Below are 11,830 nucleotides of genomic sequence, written 5' to 3'. Positions count from 1 at the left end.
CGGCAAATGCCACGCAGTTTTCACCGAAGGCTTCCGCTGCTCGGTGAGATGGCGCTCAGCGCCAATGACAATCAGATGCTGGGTGGCCTGTGTGGGGGATCGTCTGCCCAGGAAGCGAGTACTTCCACAGGAAAGGGGTGGAACAGGTCCTTGTGCGCGAGGATGGAGAATGTATCCACGTCGCCGATTGCGATGTTGGCGAAACCAGCGAGGCAAAGAACGTTCAGTGGGCAGCCCTTCGAACAATCGGGAATCTTGGCCCGTTGTTCGGGACAGCATGGCATGTCGTCAGGCATGCTTGCCATGCCCGCCATGTCGTTCATTCCGGTCATGACGGATGTGCTTTGGTCAGCCATGGCCGCACCGCTCATGAAACCAGCCATCGGCCCGAGCACAAGCCCAAGCAATGCAAAAGCAAACATAAGAGTGCGGATAGCGGATTGTCTCGTCATTGATCCGAACTTGTCACAGGAACCACGGCTTGAACAGACGCTCACTGGAAATTGATGGATGATCGTGAACTCTGATGCGTGCCGCTCCGGCACAACTTCGCATTTCACATAAAAATCAGGTGCATCAAATGGCGGTTACAACACTGCTAAAAACCTAAGCACTGATTATAAATGCGCGAATGACGGTGGGGCGATGCCGAGCGGGCATCGGCCGCTGACGCCTTGCCGTCCAAGGCATCAAAGCGGCGATGACGTTGCGCGAACGTCGGCAGGATGCTTTCCTCACTTTATACCGATGAGTGGCGGCAGTTCAGCCAGGCTTTTGATCACAGCGTCCGGCTTTGCCGACAGTTGATCAAGCGGCTGATCGTAACGATTGCACCACACGACCCGGAAGCCGAAATGCGATGCACCAATGGCGTCCCAACAGTTCGACGACTGGAACGAGATGCGCTCCTTGGCGGCCCCGAGCCGATCAACGGCAAGCTGGTAGACGGACGGATGTGGCTTGTAGATTTGCACTTCATCGACCGATAAAATGGCGTCGAAGAAGCCATCTATGCCTGCGTTGCTGCAGGCGGCCGCGATCATTTCAGGCGTGCCATTGGTGAGTATCGCTGTCTTTATCCCGGCTTGCTTCAGGACCTTCAGTGTCGCGGCAACGTCCGGGAACGGATTGAGCGCCAGGTAGAGCTGCATCAATCGCTGACGCAGCTCATTGTCGGCGATGCCAAGCGTTTCCATGGCATAGTCCAGTGCTTCGCCCGTAACTTGCCAAAATGGCGCATAGGCTCCCATTAACGACCGTAGCCACGTGTATTCAAGCTGCTTTTGACGCCAGACGCTCGACAATGCTTCCGCGTTTTTCCCAAGAGTGTCCTTTGCGCGCCTCGCAGGAGAATCAAAATCGAGCAACGTGCCATAGGCATCGAAGACGCAGGCCTCGATGTTCTCAAATCTCGCTTCGCTCATGTGAATCCCCTTATATTCTGCAACCTTCGAGCCTATGAGGATTGGCCTTCATCTCGGCCGGCACACCCCGGCAGAGTCAGTGCGGCGTGGTGGTGGCTTTGGAACGCAATCCGTCAAAACCGCGTTGTTAAATCCGTAAGCCAGAGCGGCGATGCATCAACAAGCCAGGTTTCCACGACTTTATCCACACCCGTCAGGACGAGAAGACCAAAGACGGTCAATATCGCACCCATTGCCGTCCTCAGTCCATAACCGGTCGCCGCCATGCGTCCCCGCCAACGCGTCATCGTTTCACGCGAAAGCATGCCAAGCAGCAGCAACGGTACCGAGGCTCCGATACCGAAGGCAAGCATCGTTATCGCGACTGAGCCAAGATCCTCGCCTCGTGACGCCAGGACTGACGCAGCACCGAGTGTCGGACCGACACACGGGCTCCAAACCACACCTAGAAGTATTCCTACCCCGAGCTGTCCGGAGACGCCGGATGTTGAAAACCCGCCAAACTTGCGACCTATCCGGTTGGCAACCGGGCCGGATGCCACCGCAAACTTCATTTGAAGTTGCGGGACCATCAGGATGGCGCCAAGTGCAATCATCAGGATGGCTGCGCCCGCTCTAAAGACGGTCGCGTCAAGCCCAATAGCAAATCCGATCGTCGCGATGAATAGTCCAACTGCCGTGAACGATATGGCAAGCCCGGTTGCGAGTGCTGCGGGCCCCCATTTGGTTTCAGCGGACGCAGCACCGAGAACTAGGGGCACAATTGGCAGAACGCAAGGCGAAAAGATCGACGCCAGTCCCGCTAGCCCGGCAAAACCGATGGTTCCAAGCACGATGACCTCAGATTGCCTTGTCGAGAAGACGGGAAATAGATGCCTTGTTGGTGTCGCCGGTGGAACGGCCGGTCTCCTTGCCATTTTTGAACGTGATCAGTGTGCTCTGCATCCGGACATTCAAGCGACGAAGCACGTCCTTCTGGCTGTCGAAGTCCACCTCGTAAATGACGAGATCCTTGAACTTCTTGTCCGATGTCAATTCCGACAGAATCGGCTTCTGCGCCTTGCAGGTTGGACACCAGGGAGCCGTCACTTCAATCAGAATGGATTTGCCGGCGGCCTTGGCTGCGTCAAAATCGGATTGAACGAAACCGCTCTTACTGGCGGCATAAGATGCGGGCGCAAACATTGTACCCGCGGCAAATACCACGGCTGTAAGTATCACCTGACGGCGATTTGGCATTGCGCAATTCCTTCTCTCGCATTCGGTCATTTGATCAGATCAAGAGCAATAACGTTTGCTCATCAATTTCTATTCGGCGGTATCGCGAATATGTTACACGATCACACCGATGTGATGATTGTCGCACAGGGAATCTCCAACTACTCACTTTCGGTGTCGTCGACGCGTCCTGCTGCTCCTGCGTTCTGGATTGGCGGGCATGGGACCGAACCATAGGAACAAAATACGCAGCAATCGCCCCTCCTCGGTTTGAGCAGCACTCCGCAAGCCTTGCACTCGTAAAAGTACTGACAGGTATCAACCGACATGGACTCCGTGGACCTATGCCCACAAAGAGGGCAGGTCAGCGTTGAAATAAGCAGTGTCATGCCGGTCTCGGTCGCATCTATCTCGCTGCAGTCTGCCATTCCATAGAATGCTTGTCCGCACACTGCTTGCGCGCCTCGCTCAATCGCGTGACGGATCATAATAGTGCAGCTCAATCACGTCGACCCGCAGCCCAGCCTGCCAATAGCGCGTTCGCCACCGCGCGACCGGAACGGGACCCACTCCGGCCGAAACACGAAGGCACGCTTCTGAGAAGCGCAACGTCTGGAAACTGGGCGTCCCTGCTGCTTCCGGGGGCTACAAAAAGGGCGACTATCCTTGGCGTTTGAAATTCAATAGTTGCCTCCTGAATTGCCTCCTGAGTTGCCTCCTGTAGATGCGGCGGGCGCCGTGCGTTGTGAAGATCCGCCTTGCGTGGAGACGCAGGCGGAAACGCTGAAGCAGATCAGTCCAAGAAATACAGCATAGAAGAGGGCTTTTATTGACATCTGAGGTCACTCCCAATGCGCGCGATTATGTGCTAACGGCCTTCGGACCTCTTTTATTCGAAATTTTTGCCTTACGCGGTAGCAACAGACATTGGCTTGCGTTTCAGAGGGTTTGCGTCAGAACCCAGTGCAAACTGGCGGCATTGCCATTTACGTTCTTGATCGCTGTATCGTCGCTGAAAGCACAAATCTTGTCGTCGCCCATAATAGCTCTTATCTGCCCGTCTTAATATAATCGACGAAAATATCAGCCTCTTTGGCAGCTTCAATGAATGCAGAGCGTGCATCGGCCGCCGATGCGTTTCCGTCCAGCACGTCATAGCAACGCTGACGTGCTGCCTTCAGTTTTTGGCCTTGGTGTACGGGCCACTTCATCAACAAAAATTCTGCAGCTTCGGTGACCGAGCAAATGTTCTCGGGCTTGCCCAAGCGGCGGGATTCGATCGTTACTGGCGGAAATGGGTGGCTCATTTTGGGAAAATACGCCCGCTGTTCAGGTTAGTTTAATCCCATTTAGGGCAGCCGAGCTTATATTCAGTATGATATCAGGACTATGACGGAGTGCCGCCATTGCTCCAAGCAATTGGGATTTGCCATTTTAAGAAGTCCGTTGCATTCGAAAAGCACCTCTTTCTAAATCGTTACTGTTTCTGGTCCGTGTCGACCCATTCCTCGGGCGGTTTGGACTTTAACAACGCGAGCACGCCGAACCGCTAGTTCATAAACGGAACTACTACTGGAGTCGCTTGTAATCGCAGAACCGATAAGCTTCGCACGCCGGTCACTTCAGGAGCGGACATGACAACTGCCGAAAGGAATTGAACCGCAGACCCGTGAAAAGAGGCATTCTGAGGGGTCCTGTTCCGGAAGAGGCATTATGCGATCTTGCGAGCGCAGAACGAGTACGTCTTCGCGCGCATAGGTCCGATGCACCCCATCAGCGACCACTGACAATTCTCGGTCGGCGGCTCGAATCGAACCGTATCGATGAAGAAGGTGGGCTGCCTATGCTGCCGGTGGACGATAGCGAATCGACTTTGCCTTTCCCAGGGCTTCCATCGTATCCTCGACGGTGAGGAGGACCGTGGTCTCAAAAGAGCTGAGCGCGCCTCCTGCGCCGATAGCAAGCGAGACAGCCGCCATCGATACGTTATCAGGCGCCTCCCACAAATTCCAACCATCATGCTCGCCAAAGGCGTACCAGAACCCGTGGAGCTTTCCGCCTACCGATTCAATGTAAGTACGTGCCGCGTCTCGGCGATCCTCGGGGTTTTCGATCATGCGCGCCCAAGTCTCGGGCGTGTAGCTGAAGCGCGTGAGATACATGGCCATGGCTTGCCTCCTCCGTCAGAATAGTTAACGCTCAAGCCGGGGAGAACGCGAGTCATTTCCTATGTGCGGATTTGTCGTGCCGGATGGTTTAACTTTGCCGGGCATCGTAAAGTTAAAAGCACGATTCTGATGTCGGGGTGAGTGACGGCGCATTTATGGCTTGGGTGCTGGTTTCAGGGGACGTCGAGGCGTGCGAGTTTACGCCAGATTTTCACTGCTTGGTTACGCAGATCGCGATGCTCGGCGGATGAAATGTCATTGCGGGGAAAGTGGAACAGGTTGGCGATCGGATCGTGAATCGAGGCGAAGCGTTGAAGCTGTCGCGCTGACTTGAAGCGCTTCATAATCCATTCCCGTCGCCGGATCGGCTGATGCGAATTCTCCGCCCGGTTATTCAGCCCCTTGTGCTGGCGATGCTCAACACTGGCATAAGTTGCCGTTTCGCAGCGGCATAGGAGCGTAATTTGTCGGTGATCATTACGCGTGGCGCAGCCCTGCTTCTGCAGCAGTTTTCGCATCAGACGCTTTGCCGCCTTTGCATTTCGGCGGCTTTGCACTAGGACATCGAGGACCAAGCCGTCCTGATCCACGGCGCGCCAGAGCCATTGCTTTTTACCCGCGATACTGACGACGACTTCAACAAGATGCCATTTATCGCCGAAGCGGCCTGATCTGCGGCGAATTCGATTGGCGAAATTCCGAGCGAACTTTTCCGCCCAAGTGGCAGAAGGACAAGCTTGTCGCTATCGGACCATCCTGCTCGACCTATCAGTGGCGGACACCGATTATAGCTGCGCTGAATATTCTCGACGGCAAAGCTGTGCCCGGCCCGGAGTGGAACCTGCCGCAACCGGCGATTAGCCAGGACACGCTCGCCGGCTATATCGATGAGCGTATGCCCGCACTGCATTACAGCCTTTGCGGCTGCCAGGACCTGTCCGGCTATCCGGAGCGTTGGGGCGGCAAATAGCACGGTCTTTTCGCCGATTGAGAAGCCGCGGCGGATAGTTTCCGCCGCGACTTCTGACGCCAATTTAAACGGCCACGTGACGATCCCGCCATAGGTCTTGCCCGGAACAAGTGCCGCACCTAACAATGATTTTCCAGGCCTTGGACCTGCTGCGCATCCATGGTCTGACTTCAATTCCCAGAAATGATCCTTCCAATAGCAGCTCGGGAAGCATCCCTAACCAGATCGCAAACTGCCTTCGCCGACCTCTCCGACGCGAGCATTCGAAACATCGCGCAACTCGTAAGTGCGAAGGTCAAGTCGATGGCATCGCGTTGGGCCGAAGGGGACGCTAAGCGCCCCGTCATTCGCACGACAAGCTCTTCAAGCAATTGCCGTCGGCGCGCGTTCCGTTCAAGCAACGCCTGAGCGAATTCCGGATCGATACCCATCGCGTCATGGAGCCGGGCCACGGCGGGATCGCTGCTCCAGAAATCGCAGAAAATCTCGACTAACTGGTCGAGACCGCTCCAAGGGTCAGACGCCGCCATGGCGTCGTTGAGCCGAACGAGGCGACCCCGTCGTGCGATGTCGTCGAAGACGGCCTCAAGCAGCCCGCGCCGCGAACCAAACTGATTGTAGACCGTCAGCCGTGTGACACCTGCCGCTTTCGCGACCGTGTCCAACGAGAAAGCGGCTATGCTCTCCTCCTCGCGAAGGAAACGAGCGGCGGCCTGGATCACGCGGTCGCGTTTCTCGGCCGCCGCCTCGGCCCGCACGACGCTGACATAGGAACGTGTTGACATCACTACCTCTAGCTATTTAACTAAACATACTGTATATCGAATTGTAGCGCAATGCAGGAGCGATGTCATGCAGCAGGCACTGATGATAGCCTTGTCCCTTCATATTCTCGCCGCCACGTTCTGGGCGGGCTCCACTTTTGCGTTGGCACGAACGTCTGGAAGCGGCGGCGAACAACTGTTCGGCCCCCAGATGGGCGCCGCTGCTGTAGCCGTCCTGACAGGCGCTTACCTTTGGAACGTGTTGCATGAAGGTTCTTTCGGAACCATGGAGCAATGGCTGACAGTCGGCGCGGCATGCGCGCTCCTTGCCCTTGCCATCCAGGCAGTGGTTGCCGGCGGCGCGCTTAGAAAGCTGCGTCGGAGCGGGAACGACGACTTTGCCGCGCACTTTCGCATCGTCGTCGCCCATCGCGTCGCAGCGGTCCTGCTCGTCGGAGCGACGGTATCTATGGCGGCTGCCCGTTATGCCTGACTCTTTCACACTCACTATCACCGTAGCGTCGCTGCTCGCGCTCTTGATTGCTGGCCGGGCAGCGTAAACTTAACCTGAATCTATTTGCCCTTTTGGGCGCACTGGTGGCTTTGTTGCTGATCTCACGCAGCCTGCACGCATGCGATCTCACGCCACGTATCCATGGCAACGTTGCGACGATCACGATGGTCAGGTGAAGAGAACTTGTTGCGTGGAAAGTGGTGGAGATTGGCAATGGGATCATGAATGGAACCAAAGCGTTGAAGCTGACGGGTTGATTTGAATCGCTTCATGATCCGCTCCCGTCGCCGAATTGACTGGTGCGAATTCTCCGCTCGGTTGTTGAGCCCCTTATGCTGGCGATGATCGCAGACGGTCAGACCAATCTGCCTGTTGGCAGCCGCATAGGATCTGAGTTTGTCCGTCACCATGACACGCGGCGCACAACCTTGTTTCTTGAGAAGTTTGCGGATCAAGCGTTTGGCCGCCTTTGTATCCCTGCGGCTCTGTACCAGGACATCGATCGACTGCAAGCCACAGAAAATGCTTCCTGCCATTGATGGTGATGACAACCTCATCAAGGTGCCACTTGTCATCAAAGCGGGGGGCACGACGGCGGATTCTACTGGCGTAGTCGCGACCGAATTTCTCCGCCCAGTTGCGGATTGTCTGGTGCGTTACGATGATGCCCCTATAGGCGAGCATATCTTCCACCATGCGAAGACTGAGCGGAAAGCGAAAATACAACCATACCGCTTCGGCTATTATTTCAGCTGGAAAACGGTGACGGTGATAAAGTGGATCATGAGCCTCGGTCATCACTCAAGGTCACAAAAAATCATCGCTAACTGGTTAAGTTTACGGTGCCCCAACCGCCACTACTCCGCGCCGCATGACACCAGAGAAATTACCGGTCTCCATTGTTTCCGTGATTTGAAAATTGGGGATGGTGCTTAGAGTTGCTGGCAATTCTACATGATTACGCTACGATGCCCCATGAGCGAGGCCAACTCTGAATGTATCTACTGTAAGTCGCCTATCGATAGCGCGCGACTTTGTATGACCGGTTGATTTGGCCCCAGCCTAATTTCCTCATCATAGGGCGTGAGGTAGACCTCTTGAAGCGCAATGACATCGATGCCTAACATCTCGATGTGATCGGCAAGAGCAAAGACGCTCTGCTTCCGATCCGCGCGCGGCGTGCCGCTAAGATGGGGCGAGAGAAGCAAAAATCCTTATGGACTACGGTGCTCACAGGCGTTAGTCGCGTTGCTTCATCCACTTTTCAGGGCAGCGACCTTACGGACTGAGTTCACCTCAGATGCGAAGGCTTTCTAGATGGCACGGTTAGATCATGCGGAGAAGCTAACAATGCCGACCCTATCAAATTGATTGTCACGCTGTTCAGGCGAGGTGAGCGATCTGGGCTATAAGGCCCCATCGTCCCTTGTGACCATAGCCCTTTACCATCGTTGCTCAGCCAAGACTTGATCCGTTATTCTGTGGCGGGCCAGGTCTCTCTTTATGCGTTGTCCGCTATTTTTCCATCCGCCACCACGAAGCTGGAACATTTTCCATCACAGTTAGTTCATGTTGCATCGTCTGATTGGGAGGCCAAAATGAAACACCATGCACTCGAACATCTGCAGACCGTCGCCGAGGTCAGTCAGGACCACCCGCGCCAGACCATGTCGCGTAGCGAACGTCTTGAACGCTGGGCGGAGCTCCTCGACCGGGATCCTGGCCGGCGCCTCTCGACGCTGCACCAGACTGAGTATCAGCCGATCAGGGAGCGCGCGGCCATGCGCAACGACGGCTCGCCGATCTCGGTCGCTTTCGAGGACCCAGTCTTCCGCGCAGCCGGGCTGGAAAACGACAGTTACGGCGAAGCGAAGCGGTTCTTCGAACTGACCGATCATGAATTGCACCGGGTCATCTGCTATTGCCATTTCGGAGAAACGGTGAACGCCGCGACGGCCGCCTATCACATCCGTAAGGCGCTTCCCGGGAAACAACGAGGTGTGTTTGCCCGGTTACACGAGATGTTCGCCGGATAACGCCGGCAACGTGTCGCGGGGGTCAGCGTTGAAGCGGCCCTGCTGTGTCGTCGAGCCGACGCTGAGCTTGCTAAAATAACGCCAGCAAGGCCAACGACGACGCTCTTGCGAGACGTGCTGTAGTGAGGCTCTTTCTTCTTCACTCAGATCCTGAGCCTAATTAAGGCGCGCTATCCTTATCGAAAAAGCGGCCACGCCATATGGAAAGTAACTCGTCAATACGTCAGGGCACTCGATCGGTCAGTCCGGTCAGCCCTTCCTCCGCGGCGCAATGTGCACAGCAATAAATGATCTCGTCCTGTTCGACGCCATGTCCGATGATCCGGCATTCGCAATGTGGACATGTGGGGGCAAGTTTCTGGATCGCACATTCGAAGCTATCGAACGTGTAGGTTTCGTCGGCGACCTTCACTTCGAAAGTCTTATCATAGTCATTCCCGCATTGATCGCATCTGGCCATGGCCTGTTCCCTCCATCGGCTTCAAGCTTGATCAACCTATTGCGCGGCGATTGGTTCCGGATAAAAGCCCCATCATCGGTCTATCTCCCCAAACACGATGTCGAGCGAGCCGATGATCGCCGAGACGTCGCCCAGCATTTGGCCGCGGCACAGAAAGTCCATTGCCTGCAGATGGGCGAATGAGGGGCGGCGATAAGACCTGTTCCAAATCATACGCTAGCCAGATTCATGAGCCTTTCCAGAAAGTTACCATGATGACGATGAAGGCGAATTCCGACTACCGCTAGGGTTTTAGCCAAAGAATAAGCCTTCTGTGCTGATTTTGTTCTGTAAACGCCCCGTTATCGTATGATTTGGAACAGCTCTTGTCGCCGCCCCGAGTTGGAGGTTTTCAGCCGCGCAGAAATGCTCAGTCCGGCGGTTTCGTGAGGCCGATGCAGTTTCGGATGGCGCCGCAGCAGGATTTGGCGGCACCGGCGCGGCTACGTGTCAGGCGACTCTCCCTTTTCAGCGACCTGCGACTGCCATTGCTTGACACTGCCCCCGCATGGCCTGTCGCAAAAATCGATGGACAGTAACTGCTGCTGTTGTTCGACGTAGAATCGCATTGGTGCAGTGATCAGGAATTCGACGCGCCTCGGTCTTTGAGGTGGTTTACTATGCCTGCCTAACCTGGCAGCGGACAGAGTCGACGCAGGCCTGCCTCATAATCCGGCCAATTCGATATCCGAAATTTCGTCTTTGCGATGTGATGACGACGATCGGCGTTGTGTTTGTACGGCATGGCACTCGGATCAAGCTGATTGCGATCCTGTTTGCCTATGGCCGAACCGGTCAGAAATTATTCATGCACCAAAGCCCCTTCAATCACGATCCGTTTGAAGGGAGCTCAGAAAGCCTTACCATCCGGCGTCGACGATTCCAGTACGCCGCGATCTCTGTTACGCCACCATCAAATCGCCCAGAGATAATCGTGGTCGCATTATCCAAGACTGACGCGAATGCATCCGAGACATCAATGCCCTGATTTCGGCGCTGTCCACACCGTCGCTCGCCATCACTTGGCGGATCATGGGCTCGGTCAGCAGTTCGTCCAATGTCGGTTCACGATACTCTGCCATCGGAGGCTCCTTTCTAATGTTCATGACAGCCAGGATAACGCCCCAGATGACAGTGCGATGTCCTCAATATGACCGTTCTGTGAGAACTGCTCTTTTAAGAGCAATGCATCCTTTGATCATTCCACCAGCCGTCTTTATCGCATAGCCCCAAAATTCTTAGACTGATCGAATCCGAATTCTTCATCGTCGGTGCTGCGCCGTGGGTCGTGGCGCTCATCTTTGGGCCTCTGAGCGAGTAGGCCGCGTTGGCTTATTCGATCACCGTTTCGGCGGCGATCCTGGCGTGCTTTGCAGCCAATAGCTCGGCGTTGCTCGGCTTGAAGCGCCCCCCAACGTCCTGGTAGGTTGAATAGAGAACGCCGGCCACGAACAAGACCGCAACGCCGTAATCGCACACTTTCACCAAGAACGACCGGGTGTGCCTCCCCTCGTCATCATAATAGCCTCGAGTTGTTTTCATGGTCTCACCACATCATTCCGTTTGAAGCGTTCAGGTGCACAGGCTCGCGGTCATCGTCCCTGCGGCCGCCAAAATGCTTATTGGGCTCTTGCGTAACATAGTGTTCCTCCTGTTCAGGCGGCGTGGTTGTCAAGCCGTCGTGAAGAGCCGGGCCGTCGCAAACGCGTTCATCGCCCATCCCTCCTCGGGATCGGCGAACTCATGATGGCGTTGCAAGGCAAGCCTGCGGGCAGAAGCTCTTGATATGTGACGCGGTTCAGTTAGCTCCGGCAACTCAGTGCTGTTCAGCTCTTAGTTTTCTGATTTCTTTACGCAAACAATAAAAATTACAAAATTTCTCGGCTGATTAAATAATTAACATCTATATTTTTCTCCTAAAAGAGCAGGAAATCAATACATCAATTCGGATTAACTTGTCTCCGGTTAAACGACAGAGCGCCAATGAGAAGTTCTTATCGTCGCCTCTATTGCGATGTTCGAAGCACAGAACGAGAACATCAGAGGCGGTTTCCGCCCAAAAAGCGTTGACAACCAATCGAATGGACGCGCCCTCCGGAGCGGTGGCGCTTAGAGCGGATCATTGCTTGTCGGAATCGCACCGGGATTCCCAAATCAGTTGATATGTGATTCATCATGGATGCTGGGATTGGAGGCCAGCATCCATGACGCGACCCTATTCCAATGATCTTCGTGAG

At 55.1% G+C, this 11,830-nt stretch carries 15 protein-coding genes and 2 pseudogenes; 2 read left to right on the top strand and 15 right to left on the bottom strand.

Annotation, left to right across the window (positions count from 1 at the left end):
- Positions 1–71 precede the first annotated feature (71 nt).
- The 10 genes from CU102_RS24625 to CU102_RS24580 all read right to left on the bottom strand — a co-directional run bounded on the left by CU102_RS24625 (position 72) and on the right by CU102_RS24580 (position 6,565).
- Positions 72–452 (bottom strand): hypothetical protein, encoded by a 381-nt coding sequence (locus tag CU102_RS24625; protein WP_133624752.1) that lies wholly within the window; start codon positions 450–452, stop codon positions 72–74.
- 282 nt (positions 453–734) lie between these two features.
- A complete protein-coding gene (locus CU102_RS24620) occupies positions 735–1,424 on the bottom strand; it encodes a haloacid dehalogenase type II (RefSeq protein WP_106713723.1) in 690 nt (229 codons plus the stop codon).
- 113 nt (positions 1,425–1,537) lie between these two features.
- On the bottom strand, positions 1,538–2,257 hold the full coding sequence (locus tag CU102_RS24615) for a cytochrome c biogenesis CcdA family protein (protein WP_106713722.1): 720 nt from the start codon (positions 2,255–2,257) through the stop codon (positions 1,538–1,540).
- 7 nt (positions 2,258–2,264) lie between these two features.
- Positions 2,265–2,663 carry a thioredoxin family protein gene (locus CU102_RS24610; RefSeq protein ID WP_106713721.1) on the bottom strand — a complete coding sequence of 133 codons (399 nt, stop codon included), beginning with the start codon at positions 2,661–2,663 and terminating at the stop codon, positions 2,265–2,267.
- 140 nt (positions 2,664–2,803) lie between these two features.
- Positions 2,804–3,031 carry a GDCCVxC domain-containing (seleno)protein gene (locus tag CU102_RS30610; RefSeq protein WP_106713768.1) on the bottom strand — a complete coding sequence of 76 codons (228 nt, stop codon included), beginning with the start codon at positions 3,029–3,031 and terminating at the stop codon, positions 2,804–2,806.
- A 660-nt stretch (positions 3,032–3,691) separates the two neighbouring features.
- Complete coding sequence (locus CU102_RS24600) at positions 3,692–3,949, bottom strand: DUF982 domain-containing protein (protein ID WP_106713720.1); 258 nt, start codon at positions 3,947–3,949, stop codon at positions 3,692–3,694.
- 534 nt (positions 3,950–4,483) lie between these two features.
- Positions 4,484–4,810: a GYD domain-containing protein gene (locus CU102_RS24595; protein WP_166648596.1), complete on the bottom strand. Its 327-nt coding sequence runs from the start codon at positions 4,808–4,810 to the stop codon at positions 4,484–4,486.
- 173 nt (positions 4,811–4,983) lie between these two features.
- On the bottom strand, positions 4,984–5,433 hold the full coding sequence (locus tag CU102_RS24590) for a transposase (RefSeq protein WP_245425533.1): 450 nt from the start codon (positions 5,431–5,433) through the stop codon (positions 4,984–4,986).
- Positions 5,367–5,906: a hypothetical protein gene (locus CU102_RS30605; RefSeq protein ID WP_245425525.1), complete on the bottom strand. Its 540-nt coding sequence runs from the start codon at positions 5,904–5,906 to the stop codon at positions 5,367–5,369. The genes CU102_RS24590 and CU102_RS30605 overlap by 67 nt, the downstream gene beginning before the upstream one ends.
- 44 nt (positions 5,907–5,950) lie before the next feature.
- Positions 5,951–6,565 (bottom strand): TetR/AcrR family transcriptional regulator, encoded by a 615-nt coding sequence (locus CU102_RS24580; RefSeq protein ID WP_106713766.1) that lies wholly within the window; start codon positions 6,563–6,565, stop codon positions 5,951–5,953.
- A 67-nt stretch (positions 6,566–6,632) separates the two neighbouring features.
- Here CU102_RS24580 and CU102_RS24575 point away from each other — a divergent pair, with 67 nt between their 5' ends.
- On the top strand, positions 6,633–7,037 hold the full coding sequence (locus CU102_RS24575; protein ID WP_106713718.1) for a hypothetical protein: 405 nt from the start codon (positions 6,633–6,635) through the stop codon (positions 7,035–7,037).
- 122 nt (positions 7,038–7,159) lie between these two features.
- On the opposite strand, the pseudogene CU102_RS24570 reads toward CU102_RS24575, so the two are convergent.
- Positions 7,160–7,856: pseudogene (locus tag CU102_RS24570) on the bottom strand (IS6 family transposase).
- 800 nt (positions 7,857–8,656) lie between these two features.
- Here CU102_RS24570 and CU102_RS24565 point away from each other — a divergent pair.
- A complete protein-coding gene (locus CU102_RS24565; protein WP_106713717.1) occupies positions 8,657–9,094 on the top strand; it encodes a hypothetical protein in 438 nt (145 codons plus the stop codon).
- Between the two features lie 223 nt (positions 9,095–9,317).
- Here CU102_RS24565 and CU102_RS24560 read toward each other — a convergent pair whose 3' ends face one another.
- From CU102_RS24560 to CU102_RS24545, 4 genes and pseudogenes are all read right to left on the bottom strand, one after another.
- Positions 9,318–9,554, bottom strand: coding sequence for a hypothetical protein (locus tag CU102_RS24560; protein WP_106713716.1), 237 nt, complete (start codon positions 9,552–9,554; stop codon positions 9,318–9,320).
- A 72-nt stretch (positions 9,555–9,626) separates the two neighbouring features.
- Positions 9,627–9,746: pseudogene (locus CU102_RS24555) on the bottom strand (NADH-quinone oxidoreductase subunit D-related protein); the annotation flags it as partial.
- A gap of 749 nt (positions 9,747–10,495) precedes the next feature.
- Complete coding sequence (locus tag CU102_RS24550; RefSeq protein ID WP_133624754.1) at positions 10,496–10,675, bottom strand: hypothetical protein; 180 nt, start codon at positions 10,673–10,675, stop codon at positions 10,496–10,498.
- A 250-nt stretch (positions 10,676–10,925) separates the two neighbouring features.
- Positions 10,926–11,135, bottom strand: coding sequence for a hypothetical protein (locus CU102_RS24545; protein ID WP_106713714.1), 210 nt, complete (start codon positions 11,133–11,135; stop codon positions 10,926–10,928).
- Positions 11,136–11,830: the final 695 nt, after the last annotated feature.

The sequence above is a fragment of the Phyllobacterium brassicacearum genome (assembly GCF_003010955.1).
Lineage (GTDB): Bacteria > Pseudomonadota > Alphaproteobacteria > Rhizobiales > Rhizobiaceae > Phyllobacterium > Phyllobacterium brassicacearum.
Note: the sequence above shows the minus strand (reverse complement) of the source record. Positions and strands in the feature narration are given on the sequence as shown.